This window comes from Nocardia sp. NPDC057455, from assembly GCF_042802775.1.
In the GTDB taxonomy this organism is placed as follows: domain Bacteria; phylum Actinomycetota; class Actinomycetes; order Mycobacteriales; family Mycobacteriaceae; genus Nocardia.
Genome location: NZ_JBHVDM010000076.1, coordinates 1 through 23,486, shown reverse-complemented (window position 1 = coordinate 23,486; position 23,486 = coordinate 1). Strand labels below are relative to the sequence as shown.

21 protein-coding genes are annotated in these 23,486 nt (G+C 69.7%); 9 read left to right on the top strand and 12 right to left on the bottom strand.

What is annotated here, in order from left to right; all coding sequences use genetic code 11:
* Positions 1 to 19: 19 nt before the first annotated feature.
* A complete protein-coding gene (locus ACFU5M_RS25545; RefSeq protein ID WP_379053250.1) occupies positions 20 to 1,138 on the top strand; it encodes a homoserine O-acetyltransferase in 1,119 nt (372 codons plus the stop codon).
* 73 nt (positions 1,139 to 1,211) lie between these two features.
* Here ACFU5M_RS25545 and ACFU5M_RS25540 read toward each other — a convergent pair whose 3' ends face one another.
* On the bottom strand, positions 1,212 to 1,589 hold the full coding sequence (locus tag ACFU5M_RS25540) for a winged helix-turn-helix transcriptional regulator (protein ID WP_379053226.1): 378 nt from the start codon (positions 1,587 to 1,589) through the stop codon (positions 1,212 to 1,214).
* Positions 1,590 to 1,631: 42 nt separating this feature from the next.
* Here ACFU5M_RS25540 and ACFU5M_RS25535 point away from each other — a divergent pair, with 42 nt between their 5' ends.
* The gene (locus ACFU5M_RS25535) at positions 1,632 to 2,306 is read left to right on the top strand and encodes a nitroreductase family protein (protein WP_379053224.1); all 675 of its coding nucleotides are present in this window, start codon (positions 1,632 to 1,634) and stop codon (positions 2,304 to 2,306) included.
* 39 nt (positions 2,307 to 2,345) lie between these two features.
* Here ACFU5M_RS25535 and ACFU5M_RS25530 read toward each other — a convergent pair whose 3' ends face one another.
* Positions 2,346 to 2,591, bottom strand: coding sequence for a DUF3017 domain-containing protein (locus ACFU5M_RS25530; protein ID WP_379053248.1), 246 nt, complete (start codon positions 2,589 to 2,591; stop codon positions 2,346 to 2,348).
* 533 nt (positions 2,592 to 3,124) lie between these two features.
* Here ACFU5M_RS25530 and ACFU5M_RS25525 point away from each other — a divergent pair.
* Complete coding sequence (locus tag ACFU5M_RS25525; RefSeq protein ID WP_379053223.1) at positions 3,125 to 3,589, top strand: tRNA (cytidine(34)-2'-O)-methyltransferase; 465 nt, start codon at positions 3,125 to 3,127, stop codon at positions 3,587 to 3,589.
* Positions 3,590 to 3,639: 50 nt separating this feature from the next.
* Here the strand turns inward: ACFU5M_RS25525 and ACFU5M_RS25520 are convergent, their stop codons facing one another.
* From ACFU5M_RS25520 to ACFU5M_RS25505, 4 genes are all read right to left on the bottom strand, one after another.
* Positions 3,640 to 3,873 (bottom strand): DUF167 domain-containing protein, encoded by a 234-nt coding sequence (locus ACFU5M_RS25520; RefSeq protein WP_379053221.1) that lies wholly within the window; start codon positions 3,871 to 3,873, stop codon positions 3,640 to 3,642.
* A complete protein-coding gene (locus ACFU5M_RS25515) occupies positions 3,830 to 4,828 on the bottom strand; it encodes a DUF4349 domain-containing protein (protein WP_379053219.1) in 999 nt (332 codons plus the stop codon). Before ACFU5M_RS25515 ends, ACFU5M_RS25520 begins: the two co-directional genes overlap by 44 nt.
* A gap of 88 nt (positions 4,829 to 4,916) precedes the next feature.
* Positions 4,917 to 8,279 carry an error-prone DNA polymerase gene (locus ACFU5M_RS25510; RefSeq protein WP_379053217.1) on the bottom strand — a complete coding sequence of 1,121 codons (3,363 nt, stop codon included), beginning with the start codon at positions 8,277 to 8,279 and terminating at the stop codon, positions 4,917 to 4,919.
* 54 nt (positions 8,280 to 8,333) lie between these two features.
* Positions 8,334 to 8,789: a hypothetical protein gene (locus ACFU5M_RS25505; protein WP_379053215.1), complete on the bottom strand. Its 456-nt coding sequence runs from the start codon at positions 8,787 to 8,789 to the stop codon at positions 8,334 to 8,336.
* Between the two features lie 212 nt (positions 8,790 to 9,001).
* Here ACFU5M_RS25505 and ACFU5M_RS25500 point away from each other — a divergent pair, with 212 nt between their 5' ends.
* Positions 9,002 to 9,967 (top strand): SDR family NAD(P)-dependent oxidoreductase, encoded by a 966-nt coding sequence (locus ACFU5M_RS25500; protein WP_379053213.1) that lies wholly within the window; start codon positions 9,002 to 9,004, stop codon positions 9,965 to 9,967.
* A 2-nt stretch (positions 9,968 to 9,969) separates the two neighbouring features.
* Here ACFU5M_RS25500 and ACFU5M_RS25495 read toward each other — a convergent pair whose 3' ends face one another.
* Entirely contained in the window at positions 9,970 to 10,725 is a 756-nt protein-coding gene (locus ACFU5M_RS25495; protein ID WP_379053212.1) for an alpha/beta fold hydrolase, read from the bottom strand.
* Between the two features lie 186 nt (positions 10,726 to 10,911).
* Here ACFU5M_RS25495 and ACFU5M_RS25490 point away from each other — a divergent pair, with 186 nt between their 5' ends.
* Positions 10,912 to 11,610 carry a class I SAM-dependent DNA methyltransferase gene (locus tag ACFU5M_RS25490; protein ID WP_379053211.1) on the top strand — a complete coding sequence of 233 codons (699 nt, stop codon included), beginning with the start codon at positions 10,912 to 10,914 and terminating at the stop codon, positions 11,608 to 11,610.
* 274 nt (positions 11,611 to 11,884) lie between these two features.
* Here ACFU5M_RS25490 and ACFU5M_RS25485 read toward each other — a convergent pair whose 3' ends face one another.
* Both ACFU5M_RS25485 and ACFU5M_RS25480 read right to left on the bottom strand, forming a co-directional pair.
* Positions 11,885 to 13,468, bottom strand: coding sequence for a DNA polymerase Y family protein (locus tag ACFU5M_RS25485; RefSeq protein ID WP_379053247.1), 1,584 nt, complete (start codon positions 13,466 to 13,468; stop codon positions 11,885 to 11,887).
* A 325-nt stretch (positions 13,469 to 13,793) separates the two neighbouring features.
* Positions 13,794 to 14,582 (bottom strand): hypothetical protein, encoded by a 789-nt coding sequence (locus tag ACFU5M_RS25480; protein ID WP_379053209.1) that lies wholly within the window; start codon positions 14,580 to 14,582, stop codon positions 13,794 to 13,796.
* Between the two features lie 550 nt (positions 14,583 to 15,132).
* Between ACFU5M_RS25480 and ACFU5M_RS25475 the strand changes: the two genes are divergently transcribed.
* Positions 15,133 to 16,254 carry a protein kinase gene (locus ACFU5M_RS25475; RefSeq protein ID WP_379053207.1) on the top strand — a complete coding sequence of 374 codons (1,122 nt, stop codon included), beginning with the start codon at positions 15,133 to 15,135 and terminating at the stop codon, positions 16,252 to 16,254.
* A 33-nt stretch (positions 16,255 to 16,287) separates the two neighbouring features.
* Here ACFU5M_RS25475 and ACFU5M_RS25470 read toward each other — a convergent pair whose 3' ends face one another.
* A complete protein-coding gene (locus tag ACFU5M_RS25470; RefSeq protein WP_040865043.1) occupies positions 16,288 to 16,923 on the bottom strand; it encodes a response regulator transcription factor in 636 nt (211 codons plus the stop codon).
* 121 nt (positions 16,924 to 17,044) lie between these two features.
* Positions 17,045 to 18,373 (bottom strand): PspC domain-containing protein, encoded by a 1,329-nt coding sequence (locus tag ACFU5M_RS25465; protein ID WP_379053245.1) that lies wholly within the window; start codon positions 18,371 to 18,373, stop codon positions 17,045 to 17,047.
* Between the two features lie 209 nt (positions 18,374 to 18,582).
* On the opposite strand from ACFU5M_RS25465, the gene ACFU5M_RS25460 reads away from it, so the two are divergent.
* The gene (locus tag ACFU5M_RS25460) at positions 18,583 to 20,340 is read left to right on the top strand and encodes a PspC domain-containing protein (protein ID WP_379053205.1); all 1,758 of its coding nucleotides are present in this window, start codon (positions 18,583 to 18,585) and stop codon (positions 20,338 to 20,340) included.
* Positions 20,333 to 20,545 carry a hypothetical protein gene (locus ACFU5M_RS25455; RefSeq protein WP_379053204.1) on the top strand — a complete coding sequence of 71 codons (213 nt, stop codon included), beginning with the start codon at positions 20,333 to 20,335 and terminating at the stop codon, positions 20,543 to 20,545. Before ACFU5M_RS25460 ends, ACFU5M_RS25455 begins: the two co-directional genes overlap by 8 nt.
* A 285-nt stretch (positions 20,546 to 20,830) precedes the next feature.
* On the opposite strand, the gene guaA is transcribed toward ACFU5M_RS25455, so the two are convergent.
* A complete protein-coding gene (gene guaA / locus ACFU5M_RS25450; protein ID WP_379053202.1) occupies positions 20,831 to 22,405 on the bottom strand; it encodes a glutamine-hydrolyzing GMP synthase in 1,575 nt (524 codons plus the stop codon).
* 119 nt (positions 22,406 to 22,524) lie between these two features.
* Between guaA and ACFU5M_RS25445 the strand changes: the two genes are divergently transcribed.
* The gene (locus ACFU5M_RS25445) at positions 22,525 to 23,325 is read left to right on the top strand and encodes an alpha/beta fold hydrolase (RefSeq protein ID WP_379053201.1); all 801 of its coding nucleotides are present in this window, start codon (positions 22,525 to 22,527) and stop codon (positions 23,323 to 23,325) included.
* Positions 23,326 to 23,486: the final 161 nt, after the last annotated feature.

Below are 23,486 nucleotides of genomic sequence, written 5' to 3'. Positions count from 1 at the left end.
GAGCACGCAGACCTCCGGCATCGCCCTGCCGCCCGCGGACGGGCAGCTCGGCACCATCGCCATCGGGGACGTGCGACTGGAGAACGGCGCGGTCATCCCGGACGTCCACCTCGCGGTGCAGCGCTGGGGTGAACTCTCCCCCGAACTGGACAACGTCGTGCTGGTCGAACACGCGCTGACCGGCGACTCGCACGTTGTCGGCAAGCCCGACGACGTGCACCAGATGCCCGGCTGGTGGGACGGCATGGTCGGGCCGGGCGCACCGCTGGACACCGACGAATGGTGTGTGATCGCTACGAACGTGCTCGGCGGCTGCAAGGGAAGCACCGGGCCGTCGAGTCCGGCGCCGGACGGGAAGGCTTGGGGCACACGGTTTCCCGAGATCTCCATCCGCGATCAGGTGATCGCCGAGGCCGCTCTGCTCGACCTGCTCGGCGTCGAGCGGCTCGCCGCCGTGGTCGGCGGGTCGATGGGCGGCATGCGGGTGCTGGAGTGGATGGTCGGCGCACCGGAGCGGGTCGCCGCGGCGCTGGTGCTCGCGGTCGGCGCACGCGCCACCGCCGACCAGATCGGCACGCAGACCACGCAGATCGCGGCGATCAAGGCCGATCCGGACTGGCAGGGCGGCGACTATCACGGCACCGGCCGCGCCCCGCTGACGGGCATGGCCCTGGCCCGGCGGATCGCACACCTGACCTACCGCACCGAGTTCGAGCTGGATCACCGGTTCGAGAACAAGCCCCAGGGCGACGAGGACCCGTGGAACGGCGGCCGCTACGCGGTGCAGAGCTACCTGGACCACCAGGCCGAAAAGCTGTGCAAGCGTTTCGATCCCGCCACCTATGTGCTGCTGACCGAGGCGATGAACCGCCACGACGTCGGCCGGGGCCGCGGCGGCGTCGAGGCGGCGCTCGCGGCGACGCCGGTGCCGTGTGTGGTCGGCGGCGTCGACTCCGACCGGCTGTACCCGCTGCGGACCCAGCAGGAGCTCGCCGATCTGCTGCCCGGTTGCGACGGACTGGAGGTCGTGCACTCGCGCGACGGGCACGACGGATTCCTCACCGAGGCGGCGGCGGTGTCGAAGCTGCTGACCGAGACCATGCGACTCGCACGGGCGGGTATGCGACCCGAGCGCTGAGGGCTACGTCCCGGCTGTCTCGTCCGGCGCTCGACGTGCCGAGCGCTGCCTCGCGCCACCATTCCGTCCGCGCTCACAGCGCTGCGGCTCGTCGCGCCGCTTCGATCCGGTTGATGTTGCTTTCGATCCAGTCCCGCAACGCGGCGATCGGCGTGCGCAGGCTGTGGCCGAGTTCGGTGAGGGTGTAGTCGACCCGAGGCGGAACGGTGGGATGCACTGTGCGCGTGACGAACCCGTCCGCCTCCAGCTGCCGCAGCGTTTGCGTCAGCATCTTCTGGGAGATGCCCTCGATGCGGTTGCGAAGATCGGTGTAGCGCATGGTGCCGTCCGCGAGTGCATCGATGATCAGTACCGTCCACTTGCCCGCGATGTGGTCGAGAACCTCCCGTGTAGGGCACTTCGCGGAGTACACGTCCGCGGGGAGACCGGAACCTTCGAGGTATGTGGGCACCTTTCGGAGTGTAGCGCACTATTTAGTGCCTTCTTCCTAATCATGCGTCACTCTCCGATAGTAAGAATTATGGAAACGCAGACACTTTCGGTTGCCGAAGCCATTCGAACCCGCCGCACCGTCCGGCATTACCGGGCCGATCCGGTAGCACCCGAACTGATCGACGAACTCCTCGACCTGACCATGCAGGCCCCCAGCGCCTGGAACATGCAGGACCGGTCGGTCGTCGTGGTGACGAGCGAAGCCGGTCGCCGCGCACTGCACGAAGCGGCGTTCGGCCAGCCCCAGCCGCTCGAAGCGCCGGTAGTTCTGGTATTCCTCGCCGATGCCGGCGCGTGGCGGGCAGGCAACGCCGATATCGCCGAGCTCGCCGGCCGCCGCGGCGCGTGGAATGCCGACTTCACGGCCATGTTCGACACCCGCGCCGAGTATCACGCCCTCGAACGGCACGGTTTGCTGCGGGAGAACGCGGTGAAGAACGCGATGATCGCGGCCACCTACACGATGCTGGCGGCCACCGGCCTCGGCCTGGCCTCGGCCCCGATGAACGGGTGGGACGCCGAACTGGTGAAGCAGGCCGTCGGTGTCGGCGATCACGCCGATCTGGCCGTCGCGGTCCTGGTCACGGTCGGTTACAGCGACGCACACCCACCGCATCCCGGACGCCGTCCACCCGAGCGAACGATTTTCGCCGAGCGATACGCCGCTGTGCGCTGATCTCGAGGGCGACCCGGCCGGGTCGCCCATTCCGAGCGGTCAGCCGACGCCGAGTGTGTTGATCGTGGCCGCGAGAAACAGGATGCTCGAGCCGAGCACAGTAAGCGCGCCCACATCGAAAGGCTTGCTACGCACCGCGAGCAACCCGACCCGCGCGGTCGGCAGACACAGCCGGAACGCCGCCGCCAGCAGCGTCGCACCCCCGAAGAAGAACGCCCCCCGCCGCCACCGATCGGACGCGACGAACACCACCGCCACCACGATGACCAGCGTCACAACCACCATCGGCAGATGCGAGCGCAGAAACTGCGCCCCCACACTGCGGCGCCCGGCGATAGGCGTATCGGCATCGCTCACCCCCCGATTCTTGCAGACCTACCCGCCCCCCGGTCCGCCGGAGGTTTTCGAGCCCATCAGAATGCCAAGCGATCCGGACGAATCCCACCAACGCGGAACCAGCCCAGATCGAGTTCCACGATTCCGCGTTCTCCGGAGGGGCACACGCGTCTTTGCGGTAACCGATGGCTCGAGGGCTCCCTTTCCGGCGAGAAAGGGAATCTCCCAGTTCGCGGTCACTCGGGCGGCGAGCGACGCCCGTGATCCCGGCGACGAGTGGCACATGGCTGCGGCGAATCGCGAGTGGATCCCTCGATGGTGTGCCACTCATGTGGGCATGGGAAGTCGGCGTACTTTCGAACCAACTCGCGGTCATGGATCGCCGAAACTTCAGCGCGGGTCGAACCCATCCCTCCGTGCCGCTCCGTCTGCTGCCCGACTGATCGTCGGTCGCTCTCCCCCACCTGATTGACTGGTGCGTTGTGTTCCATCTGATGTTCCACGAGCCGTGCATTCCGCCGAATACCGGCAACGCGATCCGGTTGGTCGCGGGGACCGGGTGTCATCTGCATCTGATCGAGCCGTTGGGGTTCGATCTGTCGGAGCCGAAGTTGCGCCGGGCGGGGTTGGATTACCACGATCTGGCGTCGGTGACGGTGCATGCGAATCTGGCGGCCGCGTGGGAGGCGTTGCGGCCGGAGCGGGTTTTCGCGTTCACGACGCAGGCCACCACCATGTTCACAGACGTGGCCTACCGCGAGAACGACGTGCTGCTGTTCGGCACGGAACCCACCGGCCTGCCCGCGGAGGTGCTGGCGGACCCGCACGTCACCGACCGGCTGCGCATACCGATGGTGCCCGGCCGCCGCTCCATGAATCTCTCCAACGCGGCCGCGGTGACCGTCTACGAAGCCTGGCGTCAACTAGGCTTCCCCGGCGGCGTCTGATCCGTCCATACCGTCTGTGCGGGAATCGAAGCGAGACAGCGCGTTCGACGTCAGGGTACGTCGATGTCGAACCGTTTGAAGCGGGAGGTCGCGCCCGCTGTCAAGCGGACGGCGGACTTGGGGACTCCGTAGTGTTCGGCGAGCAACTCGATGGCCGCCTTGTTGGCCTTGCCCTCGACGGCGGGAGCCCGCACGTACAGGTGCAGGCTGCCGTCGTCGAGGGTTTGCACCAGCGGGCCCTTACGACTGTTCGGTGTGATCGTCGCCCTGACCACCGTCGGCACTCTTGCCTCCTGCGCTGGTTTCCGCGCCTTCGGAGGCGCTGCTCCCGGACTTCGCGGGAGCAGGCGCCGATTCTCCCGCACCCGAGGCCGGCTTCCGGCGGCGCCGTACCAAGCGCACGACGCCCCACAGCGCGGCGGCGGCCACCGCGAGGAAGCCGAGCCACGGAATCGCTTTGCCGCTGAACACGACCGCGTCCTGCAGCCAATCCACCAGCGAGTTCCAGCCGGAGACGATGCCGTCCCAGAAGCTGTCGGGATCGTCGCCGGGCTTCTTCTGATCGGTGGTGATATCGATGGTCAGCGTGGACAGGGCGACCTGGTCGTCGAGCCTGCGTTTCTGCGCGGTGAGGCTGTCCAGTTCGCCTTGGCGGCTGGACAGCGCCTGCTCGGCGGCGAGCAGGTCGGAGGTGTTCGTGGCGCCCGCGATGAGCGCGCGCAGCCGCTCGACCGAGGCTTGCAGCGCCTTGATCCGCGCGTCCAGGTCCTCCCACTGCATGGTGACGTCGTCGCGGTTGGTGGTGACCCGGGTGACCTGCCCGACCCCGCCGAGGCCCGCGATGAACGCGTCGGTCTTGTCCGCGGGCAGCCGGACCACGAGCGTGGCGCTGGGCTCGGTGTCGTCGGTGCCGGGCTGCTCGGTGCGGCTGTCGACCCGGCCGCCCGCGGCGCGCACCTGATCGATGATCGTGCCCGCCGCGGCGACCGGCGCGCCGGCGGTGATCTCGACGCTGCCGGTGACCACCTCCTTGCGCGTCGGCACCGGTTCTCCGCCGGAGTTGTTGTCCCGCTTCGGCGGCGCCAGTTCGTGCACCCCCGGCGGCACGAGCGCGGGGGCGGCGGGCCCGGTCATCACCGTCGACGTCCGGTCCCGGGCGGGCTTCGCGTTATCGGCGCCGCAGCCGGCGAGCAGAATCAACCCCAGCACGCCGACACACAGCACAGCAAGCTTCCTCATGCCTGGGACAGTAGTCTTCTGCGCTGCGCCGACAGCCCCGCATAACCGTTCTCTAGAACGCTTCTAATACTTCTTTAAAGCAACCGGCTCAACGGAAGTCGCGCGACTTGGACGCCACCCGCAGATCCATGCGCTGCAGATGTTCGGCGACCACGCTGACCACGCCCTCGGCATTCTGCACCCGGCCGCGGATGAGCAGAGCGGCAGCGCCTTGGGCGAGACGCCGGTAACGCCGCCACAGCCCCAGCGAGCAGACGATGTTCACCATGCCGGTTTCGTCTTCCAGATTGAGGAAGGTGACCCCCTCGGCGGTGGCCGGACGCTGCCGGTGCGTCACCGCGCCGCCCACCAGCACACGCGAGCCGTCGGGCACGGCGAGCAGACCGGAGGCCGGTATCACGCCGAGAGTGTCGAGGTGCCTGCGCAGGAATTCCGTCGGATAGCTGCCCGGCGAGACGCCCGTGGCCCACACGTCGGCGGCGGCCAGCTCCAGATCGCTCATCCCGGGCAGCACGGGCGCGGTGGTGGCCGCGCCGGTACCGGGCAACCGGTCCGGGCGCTCGCCCGCGGCGGCGCCCGCCGCCCAGAGCGCTTCGCGTCGGGTGCTGCCGAGGCTGCCGAGCGCGCCCGCCGTGGCGAGTGATTCCGCCTGGGCGACAGTGAGTTCCACCCGCCCGGTCAGGTCGAGGAAGGACGTGTAGGGCCGCTCGCCCCTGGCGGTGACGATGCGTTCGGCGAGGTCGTCACCGATCTGGCGGATCGCGGCGAGACCGAGGCGCACCTCGGTGCCCTCCGCCTCGAGGGTGGGCTCGGCCCGGCTGGCGTTGACGTCGGGACCGTGCACCACGACCGCGTGCCTGCGCGCGTCGGCGACCAGCGACTGCGGCGAGTAGAACCCCATCGGCTGGGCGCGCAGCAAACCCGCGCAGAAGGCGGCGGGATGATGCAGTTTGAACCAGGCGGAGTAGTACACGATCGCGGCGAAGCTCTGCGAATGACTCTCCGGGAAGCCGAAATTCGCGAAGGCGTAGAGCTTCTCGTAGATGCGGTCGGCGACTTCGCCGGTGATGCCGTGACGCTCCCGCATGCCCTGGTAGAGCCTCGCCTCGAGGCGCTTCATACGCTCCGGGGACCGTTTGGAGCCCATGGCGCGGCGCAGTTGGTCGGCCTCGACAGCGGTGAATCCGGCGACGTCGACGGCCATCTGCATGAGCTGCTCCTGGAACAGCGGCACGCCGAGCGTGCGTTCCAGCGCGTTCTTCAGCGCCGGATGGTCGTAGACGACATCCTCCACACCGTTGCGCCTGCGGATGTAGGGATGCACCGAACCGCCCTGGATCGGGCCGGGACGGATCAGCGCCACCTCCACCACCAGGTCGTAGAACCTGCGCGGCCGCAGCCGGGGCAGGGTGGCCATCTGCGCACGCGATTCGACCTGGAAGACGCCAATCGAGTCCGCGCGCGAGAGCATCTCGTAGACCTCGGGTTCGGCCAGGTCGAGCGAGTGCAGCTCGACGGTCTCGCCTTTGTGCTCGCGCACCAGGTCGATCATGTAGTGCAGCGCGGAGAGCATGCCGAGGCCGAGCATGTCGAACTTCACCAGATCGATGCCCGCGCAATCGTCCTTGTCCCACTGCAAGACGCTGCGGCCGGGCATGCGCGCCCATTCCACCGGGCAGACATCGGCGATCGGCCGGTCGCAGATCACCATGCCGCCGGAGTGGATGCCGAGATGCCGCGGCAAACCCTCGATATCGGCGGCCAGCTCCAGCACCTCGGCGGGAATGTCGGTGTTCGTCTCGGCGCCGACGCCGGTCCAGCGGCTCACCTGCTTGCTCCACGCGTCCTGCTGACCGGGCGAGAAGCCCAGCGCCCGTGCGGCATCGCGCACCGCGGACTTGCCGCGATAGGTGATCACGTTGGCCACCTGCGCGGCATACTCGCGGCCGTACTTGCGGTAGACGTGCTGGATCGCCTCTTCGCGACGGTCGGATTCGATGTCGACATCGATGTCCGGCGGACCGTCGCGCTCCGGGGAGAGAAAGCGCTCGAACAGCAACTGGTTGCGCACCGGGTCGACATTGGTGATGCCGATCGCGTAGCAGACCGCGGAGTTGGCCGCCGAGCCGCGACCCTGGCAGAGGATGTCGTTGTTCTTGCAGAAGCTGACGATGTCGTGCACCACCAGGAAGTAGCCGGGGAATTCCAGCTTGCCGATCACCGCCAGCTCATGCTCGATCTGCCGGTATGCCTCCGGGCTCTCTTCGGGAGTCCCGTAGCGCGCCGCGGCGCCCGCCATGGTGAGTTCGCGCAGCCAGGACTGCTCGTCGTGTCCGGCGGGCACGTCGAAGGGCGGCAGGTGCGGGGCGATCAGCTTCAGGTCGAAGGCGCATTCGCGGGCCAGGGCCGCCGCGTTCGCCACCGCCTGCGGGCAGTCGGCGAACAAGCGCGCCATCTCCGCCCCGGATCGCAGGTGCGCACCGCCCGCCGGGGCCAGCCAGCCCGCTATCTCGTCCAGGCTCTGCCTGGCCCGAATCGCCGCGAGCGCCATGGCTCGGCGACGCTGGTTCGGCGCGGCGAAATGCGCTCCGGTGGTGGCGAGCACGGGCAGGCCGAGACGATCGGCCAAGGCGATGAGGTGCGCGTTGCGCTCGTCGTCCTCCGGGACGCCGTGATGCGTGAGTTCCACGCTCACCCGGTCGGCGCCGAAGCGGTCGGCCAGGTCACGCAGCGCCGCTTCCGCACGCTCGAGCCGGGTGCCGCCGGTGCGCAAGTCGAGCTCGAGCGCCTGGCGCAGGTGCCCCTTCCGGCACCCGGTCAGGATGTGCCAGTGCCCCTCGGCCGCCGCGGTGAGCGTGTCGAGGTCGTAGCGCAGGATGCCTTTCTCGCCGGCGGCCATGTGCGCGGCGGCGATCTCACGAGAAAGCCTGCGGTAACCCTCTTGGCCGCGGGCAAGCACCAGCAGGTGCGGCCCGGCCGGGTCCGGCGCGCCGGTGCGCGGCGCCGAGTCGGGTGCGGCGGCGTGCCCACGCGCGGTGCCGGGAACGTGGGGTTCGGCTGCCGTACCGAGCGAGAGTTCGGCTCCGAAAACGGTGGGCATCCCCCATTCCTTGGCCGCCTCGGCGAAGCGGACGGTGCCGTAGAAGCCGTCGTGATCGGTGAGCGCGATCGCCGTCAAGCCGAGCCGCACCGCCTCCTCCACCAACTCCTCCGGATGGCTGGCGCCGTCCAGGAAGCTGTAGGCCGAATGCGCGTGCAACTCCGCGTACGGGACCGGTGGTTCCGCGGTGCGTAGCACCGGTTCGGGCCGGTACTCGCCGCGCTTGCGCGACCACGCCGGGCTGTCGCCGCCGTCGCCCGGATGCATCGCATCAGGATTCGCCCGCCCGCTCCGGCCGGACAGCACCCGCTCCATCTCCGCCCAGCTGGGCGGACCGTTACCCCAGCCCATCGATCACCTCCTCGTCTCGAACATACATTCGAAGCAAAGCGATGTACAGGCTGGTCAGGCCACCGAGAGGCGCTCGATGGAACCCGCGGCCAGGGCGGCTTCGACTCCGCTGAGGCGACCCCGGATGAGTGCGCCGTAGGCATCGGAGGCCAGGACGTCGAGATGCCCGCGCGCGATGGCCAATTGCATCCTGGCCACTTCGAACTCGCCGACCCGGCGATGACTGTCGGCCAGGTTCAGATAGAGCGACGGCAAGAAGCCGCGCAGGCCTTCGTCCAACGGCACGCCGGGGCCGAACACCGCGGCCAGCGCGCGCTGATCCCAGCGCAGCGCTTCGGCGGCCTCCTCTTGGAGGTCGGCGAGATGGTGTGCGACCACGCAGCGTTGCAGCGCTCCACCGTGTTCACCGAGTTCGTCCCAGAGCTTTTCCAACGCCCGCCGCCCCGCCGCGGGGTCGACGCCACCGAGCCGCACCGCGGCAAACACCTCCGCCATCCGATCGTCCGACATGCGCAGAGTATCGCACATATGTTCGAACGTTTCGACAGTTGTTCGATGCGTTTCGTCCACCCGGAAATCCGCACGCCCGTGCGGTTCTCGATCGCGCCGGGGCGACACGCCGCCGCCACCGGGCCGAGAGATGGCAACTATGACCACGGCCACTTGGCAGTGAACTTACTTCGGAGTAAGTTCGTCTCCACCAGACCTGCAAAGGAGCAGCGATGACCGACGCATCCGCCGAGCCTGCCCGGCGGCGCCGCAGCCGCGATCTCACCGGACGACACGTTCTCATCACCGGCGCGTCTTCCGGAATCGGCCGGGCCGCCGCGTTGGCGGTCGCGGGCAAGGGCGCCACCGTGTTCCTGCTCGCACGCCGGGGCGAGGAACTCACCGCCGTCGTCGACGAGATCAGGGTGGCGGGCGGATCGGCCTACGGATACTCCTGCGACGTCACCGATTCCGACTCCGTCGACCAAGTGCTCGAGACCGTCCTGGCCGAGCACGGCCACGTGGACATGCTGGTGAACAACGCGGGCCGGTCGATCCGCCGCGCCATCCACCGCTCCACCGACCGGCTGCACGACTTCGAACGCACCATGGCCGTCAACTACTTCGGCGCGCTGCGGCTGACGCTGGCCCTGCTGCCGCAGATGCGGGAACGCAAGTTCGGGCACATCGTCAACATCAGCAGCGCGGGCGTCCAGGTGGCTACGCCGCGGTTCTCGGCGTATCTGGCCAGCAAGGCGGCGTTGGACAAGTTCACCGAGGTGGCGGCCGTCGAGACCATGGCCGACGGCGTCACGTTCACCACCATCCACATGCCGCTGGTGCGCACGCCGATGATCACCCCGAGCGGTGACCAAGGCCCCGCCGAGTCTCCCGAGTGGGCGGCCGCGACCATCGTGCGCGCGCTGACCGAACGACCCAAGCGCATCGACGTGCCGCTGGGCACCATCGCCGAATACGGCGCGCTACTCACTCCGAAGATTCGCGACCGCGTCCTGCACCGCTACTACCGTGCCCTGCCCGACTCCCCCGCGGCCAAGGGCGAGCAGCCCGAGCCGGACGACGAGCCGGCCGAACCCGTTGATCCGCTATCCCCGCGGCGGTCCCGGTCGGCCGCGCGGCGCGTCACGGGCACGGCCTTGCGCCGGGCCGCTCGGTGGGTGCCCGGTACGCATTGGTGAACTCAGCCGGCCAGGAACGGCCGGACGGTCGCGGCGAACTCCCGGTAACGGTCGCGATGGATGCTGTGGCCGCAGGTGAATGTGGACACGGTGCAGTTGGCGAGGCCTGCTCGCAGGACGGTGAGCTTCTCCGGATCCACCATGCCGCCCGGTCCGCCGCACAACACCAGGGTTGGCGCCGTGATGTCGGAGAGCCGGTCCCACCACTCCGGGTTCGGCTTGCGGAACTGCTCCAGCGCCGTCTTCGTCATGGAACGGTCGAAGGCGAGCACCGCGCCCGGATGCCGGACCAGGCTGGACGTGGCGTACCACAGTTCGGGGACGGTGGGAAACCGGCGGGTCAGGCGCACGTCCTCGGCGCCGGACTGCAGCGGAAGCGGGCACTCCTCCATGACCAGCCTGCGCGCCAGCTCCGGCCGCTCCTGCGCCACGCGCGACACCGCGTAACCGCCGAGCGAATGCCCCACCAAATCCACCGCGGGCAGCTCCAGATGATCGCAGAGACGCAGCAGATCTTCGCCGAATTCGTCGAAGAGATAGGAATCGGTATGTGAGCTACGGCCGTGGCCGCGGAGATCGGGGATGATCACACGACGTCCGGATTGCATCAGGACACGCGCGAATCGGTCCCACGTGTGCCCGTCGCCGCCCATGCCGTGCACCAGCAGCACAGGGACGTCGCTGACCGCGCCCACCCCCGAATCCCGATAGGCGATTCGCACGTTTCCGAATGTCACCTGGCCCAGCGTCAGATCCACGACCAACGAGGGTACCGGCAATCATGCGCACACTCCCCGTCATGTAGCGCGGATCACCTCCCGGTGAAGGTGCGGTGCGCGTAGCCCAGGCGTCCGCCTGGCCCACGATTTCCTGTGTACGGAATTGTTTCGACCCGCGCGATAAATGCCTGGCGCGAGAGCGAGGCCGGAAACAATACTCACCGGATGCCCTCCTTCGCCGATTTCGATCGCCGCGACTACCGAACCGTCGACGTCGCCACGGGATACGACGGGTGGGCGCCCACCTACGAACAGACGGTCCTGGACGAGATGGATCTCGCTCTGCTCGGGCGATTGCACCTAGACCTCGGCGGAGTGCGGCGCGCGGCCGATCTCGGCTGCGGCACCGGGCGCACCGGAACTTGGCTGCGCGACCGTGGGATAACGCACATCGACGGGGTCGACGCGAGCCAGGGGATGCTGGCGTTGGCCGCCGAACGCGGCGTCCACACCACGCTGACCCGAGCGGATGTACGGGACACGGGCCTGCGGGAAGGCGCCTACGACCTGGTGATCGCGTCACTGATCGACGAGCACCTACCGGAACTGGCGCCGTTCTACGCGGAGGCGTGGCGCCTGGCCGCACCGGGCGCTCGGTGCGTACTGGTGAGCTACCACCCGCAGTTCATCATGGTGTCGGGAATGCCGACGCACTACACCGACTCCTCCGGCGAACCGGTGGCGATCAGTACCCATTTGCACTTGATCAGCGAGCAGCTGTCGGCCGGCCTGGCCGCCGGATGGGTCCTCACCGAGATGGCCGAGGCGCTGGTCGACGACGCCTTCCTGACCCGCAAGCCGAAATGGGCCGCCCTGCGCGGACATCCGTTCACCTTGGCGACGGTGTGGTCGCGCCCGGACTGAGTCCGCCGCCGACCACGAACCACCTATCGGTGCGCGTCGGCGGCCCGGTGAAGGGTCGCGAGGCACTCGTGCAGCCGAGTCGCCGGACCCGGGTGTGGTGACGGCGGCAGCGCCTGGTCTCCTACGCCGATTCCGTCCAGGACCAAACCCGCCGTCACCGTCGCATCCGGCCCAGACGAACGGATTGAAGACATCGATGAGGGCCGTACCGCCCGGCCGCAGCCACTGCGATTCGATGCGCCGGAGCAGTCGGCGTCGGAGCTTTGCCGTGGGCTCAGTCGTAAAGTCCCTCCGCGCGCCAGGTTTCGGCGTGATAGACCAACAACAGCACCCGGCTCGGGGCGGGAGAGTCGTCGAGTTGGACTTGTGCGCGGGCGGTGAGTTCCGCGTCGTCCGAATCGGGTGCCCACCAGCGTTCGTCCACCGGCCACGGGCCCGCCCAGCCGGTCAGTCGCCACTGTTTGCTCCCCCAGCGCAGCAGTGCGGGGTCGGCGTCGAACATGGCGCGGTCGGTGATCTTGACGGGCGCGCCGTCGGCGGCTTCCAGCCGCACCAGCGGACGGTTCAGCAGGAGCACGGCGGGGGCGGGCTCGGGCAACCGGCCCGGCCAGGGCTGCGCGGGGTCGGCCGCGGGGACGAGTTCGTCACCCAGCGTGACCATGGTGATTCGTTCGGCGGGTCCGCGTCCGCCGCTCAGCACGCCGACCCGCACCGCTTCCCCGCCGAGCAACCCTTGCACCCGGATGAGCGCGCGACGGGCCCGCTCGTCCTCTTCCCCGGCCCCGCCCCACAACCCGAGCTGCAGCGCGCCCGCCGTGACCACCTCGACAGGTTCCAGCCGCAGCACGGTGATCGGCGCGGTCGGCCGCGCGCCGTCGCGCCGGGTGAGCCAGCCGTCCAGCTGCCAGCGCACCCGATCCGCCGTATCCTCCGGGGTGAGCGGCTCGGCGCAGCGCCAGATCCGCGAAAGATTCTCCCCCGCCGCGGTTTCCGCGTGCACCGAGAGCCTGGTGCAGGCCAGCCCGGCATCCGCGAGCGCGCTGTGCAGCCGGGTGGCGAGCAGGCGACCGGCGAAGGCGGCCGCGTCGACGCGCTCGATCGGCGGATCACAGCGGTACTCCACCACCAGATCCGGCGGCGGCTGCCGGGCGGACGGTGGACGCTCCGACTGCGCCCTGGCGCAGCGATGCGCGAGCACGGCGTCGGTCCCGAACCGGGAGGCGACCTCCGCGGCGGAGAGTGCGGCGAAATCACCGATCCGGCGTAGACCCAAGCGGTGCAGCAGATCGACCAGATCGGCGCGTTCCGGGGCGGCCAGGCTCGGTTCGACCGCGAGTTCCCCGACCGGCAGCGGTGCGAGAAACCGCGCTCCCGCCCCCGCGGGCACGATCGCGGCGCGCCGGGCGGCGATCACCGCCGTGGACAGCTCGTCGGCGATCCCGATCTGCGCTTCCGCCCCGGCCGCGGCCACCGCGTCGACCAGGCGCTCGGCCGCCGCCTCCTCGGAGCCGAAGAACCGCGCCGCACCGCGCGCGGCGAGCACGAGCAGCCCGGGGCGCAGCACCTCCACCCCGGGCACCGTCGCGGCCACCGCCGCGACCAGCGGTTCGAACAGCCGCGCGTCCCGGTCCTGATCTTGTTGCGCGAGAACCAGATCGGGGCACCTGGCCTGCGCCTCTCGACGCTTCAGGCCGCGGCGCACTCCCTCGGCTCGGGCGATCGCCGAACAGGCCACCACCCGATTGGCGAACAGCACCGCCACCGGCCGCGTCGCGGGCAGTCCCGCCGACGCCGCCGCGGCGACCGCGGGCCAGTCCGGGCACCACAGGGCGAGCACCCGTTTCGACCCGGGCCGGATCACGGCGCCACACGACCTTCGTCCCCCACGGGTCCTCGAAGGCGCACGATCCCGGTGGAGTCATTCGCGGCATCGCGCGAGTTGCGCTCCAGATGGCGGACACGACACCGGATCCGGCGGCCCGGATTCTCCCTCGGGTGCTCACTGCCGCCCGTCCCCATCAACGGATCGCGCCAACCGCGCCCGAGACAGTCGGTGCCACCGGTGCCGAATCGCTCGGTCGGTGTGCCGGACCGGATCGGCAGCGACCGGACCCGACAGCGGCGAACCGGAGCCATCGGGCGAATCGAGACGACCGGGGAAGCCCCGGAGCCGGCCGACACACTCACGAGACCGCCTCCTGCGTGTCGGCGACTTCGACGGTCCGGGCCGACTTCTCGCGCAGCACCCATTCCACGCGCCCCGCATTCGGGCACAGATCCAGCCGTCCGCGCCGTGGCGGTCCCGCCTTGCCACGCACCTCGACGCTCAAGCCGAGCGAACGCAAGCGCCCGCGCCCGCGACCGAGACCGGCATAACCCGTGATGCGGGCATCGAGCTGGAGGGACGCGCCGGGCCAGCGACCGTCGGCGACCACGAGGGTGGCGCCCTTGTTGCGGGCGCGGGCCGCGATCACCCGGCTGCGAGCGGGCGCGACGGCGCCGCCGCCGAGCCCGAGCACGACCAGATCCAGCCCGTCGAGCAGCACCGCGGCCACCTCCACCGGATCGGGGCCGGGATCGGCGATCACCGCGAGCCGCCGCAGCTGCGCGCCCATCTCCACCGCGGCGAGCAGACCGAGCCGGGGCATGCCGACCACCGCCGCATGCCCACCACCCTCGGTCACCGCGGCGAGCAGACCGGCGAGCAGTGAACTCGCCCCCGTGTACGCCACGACGGAACCCTTTACCAGGCCACCATCGGGCAACAGCGGCGCGAGCGCCGCGGGCACCGGCAACGCCGCGCGGCGCGATTCGACGCCGAGCGGGACCCGCTGCGCCGCCGATTCGCCGCGCCCCGGTACTGCGGCCATGCGTCTGCGCAGCTCAGCTAGCGAAGGAGCATCCTCCCGCCCACCACCGCGCGGCAGCGCGCCCCGATTCACCCCTCCCTGCGATATCGCATCCGAACCCATCTCAACCACCCACTTCCCACGATGGACCCGAGGCGAAGCATGCGGAGCGGCCCTCGCATTTCGAGTACAGCACCGATCCAGCTATCGATTGATATCGAATATACGTTCGATACCGACCCAGTAGAAACCGACCCCCGGGTTTCGTCAAGAGTTCGCGGCTTCGTGTCGCGCCGAACGGTGCGTCGAGCGGATTCCGGACAGCCGGGCGTGCACTTTCGCGCCCGGTCCGCGAGCAACCCGCAGTGGTCGCGTCGCCGCCTCCGAGGTGAAGGTGCCTTGGATCAGCAAACCGCCCACGCAACCGCTGCCGTACGCCGTGAATCCACGGAGCCCTCCGGCAACCACGGCCGAGTGACGTGATTCTGATGCGAAGGACGAACCCGGCGGGCGCCTGGCTACAACGCCCGGCACCCATTCATCGGTATGGTGTGTGGCACGCATCCCAACCGAGCGTCAGCGAGCGGGCGCGCCACATGGCCGTGCCCCGTGTCTCGCCTATGCCTGAACACGAATCAGGCCAGCTAGCCTCATTTTCCGCTACCCTGCACCCGTGACCGAACGCGCTCGTCCCACTGTCGGCCCCCAATATCTCGTCGCAGGCCGCTATCGCCTCCAGTCGAAGCTGGGCGGCGGCGGCATGGGCGCGGTCTGGCTGGCGCACGACCGCCTGCTCGACCGGGACGTCGCGATCAAGCAGGTTCTCACCACGGCCGGGCTGGACGAGGAAGAAGCCGAAGCGGTCCGCAACCAGATCCTGCACGAGGGCCGGGTCGCCGCGAAACTCTCGCACGACCACGCGATCGCCGTGTACGACGTGGTGCTCGAGGCCGGCGAGCCCTGGCTGGTGATGGAGCACCTACCCTCGCGCAGCGTCGCGAAAGCGCTCGCACTGGTCGACACGCTGCCGCCGATCGAGGTCGCGCAGATCGGCGCCCAGGTCGCCGACGCGCTCGCCGCCGCGCACGCGGTCGGCATCGTGCACCGGGACATCAAGCCGGGCAACATCCTCGTCGCCGACCGCGGACCCGGCGTGGGTATGGCGAAACTCAGCGACTTCGGCATCTCCCGGGGTGCGGGCGATCTGTCCGACGAACCGGATGGCGTGATCACCGGCACCCCTTCCTACCTGCCCCCCGAGGTGGCGCGTGGAGCACAGCCGACGAAGGCCAGCGACGTGTTCTCGCTGGGCGCCACGTTGTACACCGCGATCGAGGGGCAGCCGCCGTTCGGCTTCGACGAGGACAGCGACGTCATCGTGCACCGTGCCGCCATGGCGCAGATCATCCCGCCGACCCGCAGCGGCGTGCTCACTCAGGCGCTGCTGCACATGATGGAGCCCGCGCCGCAGCGCCGTCCGACCATGGCCGAGGCGCGGGACGAAATCCTCACCGCCGCTTTCGGTCCCGGCACCGGACCGCATATTCTCGGCGCGCCCGTCCGCACCGAAGACGGAACCATCCCCTCCTGGGCCGCGCGCAATTCGGCGTCCGGGATCCGCAGCCCGCACTCCACGCCGCTGCCCCGCCCGCACCGCAACCACGCGGGCGCGACCGCGACCGCTCCCCCGCAGCGCGCCAGGAATCCCCAGCCGAGCAATGCCCCTCTTGCCATCGCCGTAGGACTCCTGATCGGCCTGATCATCATCATCGGGATCATCGTCGCCGTCCTCTGACGTCCGCGCACCGCACCGGCAGGCGCGCGGCCGTCAGTCGATGCGGCGGCGGTGGGCCCAGCGGGTCAGGGCATTGCGGTTGGACTGCTGGGTTTTGCGCAGCACGTTGGAGGCGTGCGTTTCCACGGTCTTGACGGAGATGAAGAGGGATTCGGCGATCTCACGGTAGGTGTAGCCGCGGGCGAGCAAGCGCAGGACCTCCAGCTCACGCGGGGTCAGGGAGTCCAGTTCGGGGTCGAGGGGCGGCTCGGGTACCGGAGACCTCCCGGTGAACGAGTCCAGCACGAAGCCGGCCAGGCGCGGGCTGAAGACCGCATCGCCGCCCGCCACCCGGCGGATCCCATCGGCCAGCTCGGATCCCGAAATCGTCTTGGTCACATACCCTCTGGCACCGGCCCGGATCACCGCGATGACGTCCTCGGCCGCATCGGACACGCTCAGCGCCAGGCACACCGGCCCCGGCTCGATGCCGGCCAGCACCGCCACCCCGCCGCCGTCGGGCATGTGCACGTCGAGCAGCACGACATCCGGGCGCTCGGCGTTGATCCCCGCCACCGCCTCCGCCACCCCGCCGGCCTCCCCGACCACCTCCATGTCCGCCTCCCGGCTCAACTCAGCACGCACACCCGAGCGAAAAACGGCGTGATCATCGACGAGAAAGACCCGCACGGCCACCTACTTCTCCTAACCGACCTTTGACCCCCAACCGGTACCACACTCATCCCCCACGCGCTCCTCGCGCATGCCACGGCAGCTGCGCGGACCGAGCGGGTCCGCGCGAAACGAACGATTAGCGGACGGCACCCGCGGCGGGAGCGGGCTCTTCGTCATGGGCGGGGCAGCCGGAATCGGTGCGCGGCATGATGATCCGGACCTCGGTGCCGCGTCCCGGCGTCGACCGGATGTCCACCTGCCCGCCGCGGCGCTCGATCCGGCCGCGAATGGATTTGGCCAGGCCGCGACGGTCCTCCGGCACGGACGCGAAGTCGAAGCCGGAGCCGCGGTCACGAACGAAGACGCTCACCTGATGCGGCTCGACCTCGGCGAACAGGTCGATCTCCGGGACGCCCGCGTGCTTGGCGGCATTGACCAGCGCTTCCCTGCCCGCGCCGAGCAGGGCGGTGAAGTGCTCCTTCGGCAGTCCGGATCCGGAGCCGTCGATGTCCATCGACACGTCGCCGACGGTCACCGGCGCCACCTTCACGCCGTGCTGGTCCTCCACCTCGCCCGCGATGGTCCGCAGGGCCGCGGCCAAGCTCGACTGCGCGGGCGCGGAATCCTCGAACAGCCATTTCCGTAGTTCCCGCTCCTGGCTGCGGGCCAGCCGCAGCACCTCCTGCGGGTCGTCGGCCTGGCGCTGGATGAGCGCGAGCGTCTGGAGCACGGAATCGTGCAGGTGTGAGGCGATCTCCTCGCGTTCCTCGTTGCGGATGCGGGCGGCGCGCTCGGCGTTCAGCGCGCGCATCATGCGCAGCCACAGCGGAACCGTCAGCAGTCCCGCGCCCACCAGCGTGACCGCCACCGCGAGCAGCGCCGAACCGAGCGAGCTCAGATCGATCCGCGCCAGCACCACCACACCGAGCCCTGCCACGATCAGCGTCACACCGGCGACGATCCGCGACCAGGTGATCACCGAAGGCCGCGCGGGCAGCCCGAGCAGCGAACGCGGGCCGTCGACGTCGTACTCCCGCCACACCAGCGCCGCACCGACCGCGACCACGATGATCGGCGCGATCACCTTCGCCGCCGTCCCGCTGAACACCCAGGACACCGCGACCGCGAGCCCGAGCCCGAGCATGGCGAGCCCGATCGCCTGCCGCCGCTCCGCACCGGAAGGTTTCGCCTGGTCCGACCCTCCGGGCGTGAAGATCCACAGCAGCCCGTAGGCGGCGATGCCCGCTCCGGCCAGCGCGGAAAGCAGCACGAACGCCATCCGCGCCTTGAACACGTCGACGCCCAGATGGTCGGCCAGACCGCCCGCGACGCCGCCCACGACCCGGCCGCCCGACCGGCGGACCATCCGCTCCTGCGGCGGCCCGGGGACCGGCGCGGGCGCGGGGCTCGGCCCGCGCGCAGCGTCGAACCCCCGAGTGTCGAACGCGGGAACAGACGGGTACATGCCTTCGATACTGCCCGACAACGCAGCTGCCAGCCATCCGGAATCACCCTGATCCTGTGCACTGACACCCACGCCGACCAGGGCAGAAGCGGTCGAATCGCAGGAACTCGGGCATAGCTGAACAATTGCTACATCAGCGGATCGGTCCAAGTGTTCAGGATGTTTTTCAGGGTTCCCCCCGATGCGCCGATTCCGCGGGTCGGCACACCATGGAAAACATGACGAAAACGAGCTTCGGCGACCAGGTCCAGCAGATCTGGGAGACCCGGCCGGTCCGATTGCCACGACAGGGGCCGATCGCGGGCGTCGCTGCGGGGTTCGCACGGCGCTACGAGATCGACCCGGTGCTGGTTCGCGTCGCGTTCGTCGTCTCGACGATCTTCGGCGGCGCGGGCATCGTGCTCTACCTACTGGCCTGGCTGCTGCTGAGCGCCGCGGGCGACCAGGCGTCCGCGGCCGAGTCGCTGGTCGGCAAGGGCCACAGCTCGCAGTCGCAGACCAAGACCATCGTGCTGATCGTGGCGCTGGCCATCGCGGTCAGCACCATGGGTCCGGTCGGTGTCGGCCTCGGCGGATCCGGCCTGATCAGCCTCGCGCTGATGCTGGCGGGCTGGTGGATGCTGCACCTGCGCACCCCCAACCCGCCACCCGGGACCACCGAGGCGTTCGGTGGATTCGCCCCGGACGGCGGGATCACCGCCACCGGTTACCCCGGCGCGGTCTTCCCACAGGGAGCGCCCCGGACCGTCGGTGACCTGTACGTGCCGCCGACCTCCGGGTACACGCCGTACACCAAGCTGCCGGATGCGTATGTCCCCGAAACTCCCATGCCCGCCGCGAATGGCGATGCGGCAACGGTCCCGCTGCACAAGCCCGCCGACGAGCGAGACGCCGAACCGGCGACCGTGGTGCTGGACAAGTCGGCGGCGCCCTCCGCAGGGCGGGCGACCGATGCCGGACCGGGTTCGTCCACCGGCGAGTACACCGAATCGGACGCGGCCGTCAACGGCCCGGCCTCCTCGACCGGTGACCGCGCCGAATCGGATCCGGCCGTCCTCGGCCTTTCAGGTCATACACCCTCCGCCGACCCGGGCGATGTCCGCCGAACAGGACCGAACCCTTCCGGCAGCACCGACGCAGGCCCCGTGCCGGGCGCCTCGGATGATGCCGAACCGGCCGAATCCACCGAGCGAACGTCCCTGCCCGGGAGTCCGGTCGCACCGATCACCCGCGTACCCGAGCACGCTCCGGACCCGCGTCGTCCCCTGACCGCTCACCCCGCGATCATCGGCGGCCCGACGCCACCGTCCTGGGACCCGCTCGGCGTCGCACCACTCGCCTGGGACCTTCCGGAACCCGCCCCGGCCCGCACCGAAATCACTCCGCCGCCGAAACGTCCGCGCTCGCGTCTGACACCGGTGGTGATCGGCCTGGCCATCCTGGCGGCGGCGGGCGCGGGCGCGGCGGCGGCCTCGGGCGCGGAATGGATGACGCCCGGCCGGATCGCCGCGGCGGCGCTGGCCGTGATCGGTCTGGGCTTGGTGCTCGGCGCGTTCCTGCGACGCGGTTACGGGTTGCTCGTGCTCACCGCGCCGCTCGCCGGGTTCGTGCTGCTCGCCTCCGCCGTCGGTCCGGTCGAGTTCGACCAGGCCGCGATGGGCAACCACACCTGGGCGCCCGCTTCCGTGGCCGAACTGTCATCGAACTACCAGGTGACCATGGGCTCGGGCACGCTGGATCTGCGGTCGGTGAAACTGACCGAGAATCGCACCGTCGATGTCGATGTACGGATGGGCGAAGCACGCGTCCTGCTACCCGCGGACATGACCGTCCGCACCCACTGCACGGCGACGATGGCCGAGGCCCTGTGCACCGACGGCATCAGCGGTCCGAACACGCTCGGCGCCCCGGTGCTCGAGCTGAATGTCGACGTCCGCGCCGGAAACGTGGAGGTGCAACGTGGCTGAGTCCGAGCCGAAAGAGACGACCGATTCGCGCCGCGGCCCTGCCGTCTCACTGCTCATCGCGGGTTTGCTGTCCCTCGCGATCAGCGTGTGGGCCTTCGTCGGTCCGGCGTCCTGGCCCGCGGCCAGCATGATCCCGATCGGTTGGATCGTCGTGACCGCCGCGATCGTCGTCGGCATCCTGCTGGTGATCTCTCCCCGCAAATGACCGCACGGCCCGTCCATCCGGACGGGCCGTGTCCCGTTCATCCCGGCAGCCGGAGCCGCACTCCCCCTCGTCGTCGTACGACAGGAGAATCGAATGAACACCGACGAACCCACCGATCCGGCGGGTCCCACCGCTCGGAGCGCGCCGCCGGATCCCCGCCCCGGCGGCGCCGGCGGAGCGCTGCTCGGCCACCTGATTCTGCACAGCGCCTTCCATCGCCCGCGCTCACCTCGTCCGAGGACTCGATGACGGCGAGCGGCTACCGCCCGCCGGGTGGCCGCGAGATCATTCCCACTCGATGGTGCCCGGCGGCTTGCTGGTCACGTCCAAGGCCACGCGGTTGATGTCCGGCACTTCGTTGGTGATCCGGGTGGAGATGCGTTCGAGCACCTCATAGGGCAGTCGGGTCCAGTCGGCGGTCATCGCGTCCTCACTGGAGACCGGGCGCAGCACGATCGGGTGACCGTAAGTGCGGCCGTCACCCTGGACACCGACGCTGCGGACCTCCGCGAGCAGCACGACCGGGCACTGCCAGATCTGTCCGTCCAGACCGGCCGCGGTCAATTCCTCGCGGGCGATGGCATCGGCTTGACGCAGCGTCTCCAGCCGATCCGCGGTGACCTCACCGACGATCCGGATGGCGAGGCCGGGCCCGGGGAAGGGTTGCCGGGCAACGATTTCCTCGGGCAGCCCGAGCTCGCGGCCGACCGCGCGCACCTCGTCCTTGAACAGCAACCGCAGCGGTTCGACGAGTTCGAACTCCAGGTCGTCGGGCAGGCCGCCGACATTGTGATGGCTCTTGATGTTCGCGGTGCCGCTGCCGCCGCCGGACTCCACGACGTCCGGGTACAGCGTGCCCTGGACCAGGAACTCGACCTTCGGCGTCGCGCCGTCGGCCGCGCCGTGCTCGAGCACCACCTCGCCCACCGCGTCCTCGAAGGACCGGATGAACTCCCGCCCGATGGTCTTGCGCTTCTCCTCGGGATCGGTCACGCCCTTCAACTCGCCGAGGAACTTGTCCACCGCGTCGACGGTCACCAGCTTGGCGCCGGTCGCGGCCACGAAATCCTGCTGCACCTGCTCGCGCTCACCCGCCCGCAGCAGACCGTGGTCGACGAACACGCAGGTGAGCCGATCACCGATGGCGCGCTGCACCAAGGCGGCGGCGACGGCGCTGTCCACCCCGCCGGACAACCCGCAGATCGCGTGCCCGTCACCGATCTGCTCGCGCACCGAGGTGACCAGCGAGTCGGCGATGTTCGCCGGAGTCCAGGTGGAGGGGATCCCGGCGAGCTCGTGCAGGAACCGGCTCAGCACCTGCTGGCCGTGCGGCGAGTGCAGCACCTCCGGGTGGTACTGCACACCGGCCAAGCGGCGCGCGCGGTCCTCGAACGCGGCGACCGGAGCGCCCGCAGTGGTGCCGGTAACCTCGAAGCCCTCCGGTGCGTCGGTGACCGCGTCGCCGTGGCTCATCCACACCGGCTGAATGGTGGGCAGGCCGCCGTGCAGCAAACCGCCATCGATGTTGAGTTCGGTGCGCCCGTACTCGCGGGTGCCGGTGTGCGCGACCGTGCCGCCCAGCGCCTGTGCCATCGCCTGGAAGCCGTAGCAGATGCCGAAGACCGGCAGCCCCAGCTCGAACAACCGCGGATCCAGCCGCGGCGCGCCCTCGGCGTACACGCTGGCCGGGCCGCCGGAGAGGATCACCGCGAGCGGCTGCTTATCGGCGATCTCCTCCACCGTCGCGGTGTGCGGAACCACTTCCGAGAACACGCTCGACTCGCGAACCCGCCGCGCGATCAGCTGGGCGTACTGTGCTCCGAAGTCGATGACGAGGACCGGTCTCTGGGTTTGTGCCACTCACCCAGTTTAGTGAGCGGCGAAACGAGCGAATCATCGGCACAGCGGCCTCGCGCGGGAGGCGAGCCGACCGCCCGAATCGTCACCCGTGGCCGGGCTCGCTGGTTATCCTTCTGCTCGTGCCCTTCGCCCGCGCGATCGATGCCGACATCCATTACGAGGACAGCGGCGGGGACGGCCCGGTGGTACTGCTGGCGCACGAGTTCTTCATGGACCGCACCATGTTCGCCGCCCAAATGGCCGCGCTCGCACCGGAGTTCCGGATCGTCTCCTGGGATGCCCGCGGCCACGGCCGCACCAGGGACGAGGGCCTACCCTTCACCTACTGGACCGCGGCCCGCGATGCGCTGACCATCCTCGATCATCTCGGCGCCGAACAGGCCGTCATCGGCGGCACCGCCCAAGGCGGCTTCACAGCGCTGCGCACCGCCTTGATCGCGCCCGAACGCGTCTCCGCGCTGATCCTGATCAGCACCGAAGCGCACGGTCCCACCCCGCAGCAGTCCACCGCAACCAAGAAATTCCTCGAATTGTGGTACGACGACGGCTCCCGGGAACGGGCCGTCCACCAGCTGGCTTCCTGGCTGATCGGCGACGACGAGTGGTACCGCTCGATCTGGACCCAGCGCTGGCTGGTGCGTGACCGCCGCGCCATCGAAGTCGCGGCGGGCTGCCTGCTCAGCCGGGATTCGGTGCTCGATCGCCTGCGCGAAATCGCCTGCCCTGCTCTGGTGATCCACCCCACCCACAGCGGAATGGACCGCGAACGAGCCCGAGAACTGGCCCATCGCCTGTCCGGCGCCACGTTCATCGAGATCGCGGACGCACGACTGGCGGTGACGATGACCCACCCCGAACCGGTGAACCACGCGATCCAGCAGTTCCTGCGCGCAAGGACGAAACCGACCCGCGTCCGGTGAACCCCTACCCACGCGAGCATCCATTCATCTCGAACGAAGCATGTGCGGAGAAGCGAGTCTTACGAGCGCCGTTCGCGGCCCGGCTCGCGTTCCAGCGGTCGAAGCGCATGCGCCGAAGGCACGGGTCTAGACCGCCGGAACGCGAGCCATCAAGGGGCCGC

What these genes read in the sequence shown, in the direction of transcription:
- ACFU5M_RS25535 (WP_379053224.1), top strand. Translation starts at nt 1,632, where the DNA reads ATGCGTCACTCTCCGATAGTAAGAATTATGGAAACGCAGACACTTTCG.
- ACFU5M_RS25530 (WP_379053248.1), bottom strand. Translation starts at nt 2,591, where the DNA reads ATGGTGGTTGTGACGCTGGTCATCGTGGTGGCGGTGGTGTTCGTCGCG.
- ACFU5M_RS25515 (WP_379053219.1), bottom strand. Translation starts at nt 4,828, where the DNA reads ATGAGGAAGCTTGCTGTGCTGTGTGTCGGCGTGCTGGGGTTGATTCTG.
- ACFU5M_RS25510 (WP_379053217.1), bottom strand. Translation starts at nt 8,279, where the DNA reads ATGGGCTGGGGTAACGGTCCGCCCAGCTGGGCGGAGATGGAGCGGGTG.
- ACFU5M_RS25505 (WP_379053215.1), bottom strand. Translation starts at nt 8,789, where the DNA reads ATGTCGGACGATCGGATGGCGGAGGTGTTTGCCGCGGTGCGGCTCGGT.
- ACFU5M_RS25500 (WP_379053213.1), top strand. Translation starts at nt 9,002, where the DNA reads ATGACCGACGCATCCGCCGAGCCTGCCCGGCGGCGCCGCAGCCGCGAT.
- ACFU5M_RS25490 (WP_379053211.1), top strand. Translation starts at nt 10,912, where the DNA reads ATGCCCTCCTTCGCCGATTTCGATCGCCGCGACTACCGAACCGTCGAC.
- ACFU5M_RS25480 (WP_379053209.1), bottom strand. Translation starts at nt 14,582, where the DNA reads ATGGGTTCGGATGCGATATCGCAGGGAGGGGTGAATCGGGGCGCGCTG.
- ACFU5M_RS25465 (WP_379053245.1), bottom strand. Translation starts at nt 18,373, where the DNA reads ATGTACCCGTCTGTTCCCGCGTTCGACACTCGGGGGTTCGACGCTGCG.
- ACFU5M_RS25460 (WP_379053205.1), top strand. Translation starts at nt 18,583, where the DNA reads ATGGAAAACATGACGAAAACGAGCTTCGGCGACCAGGTCCAGCAGATC.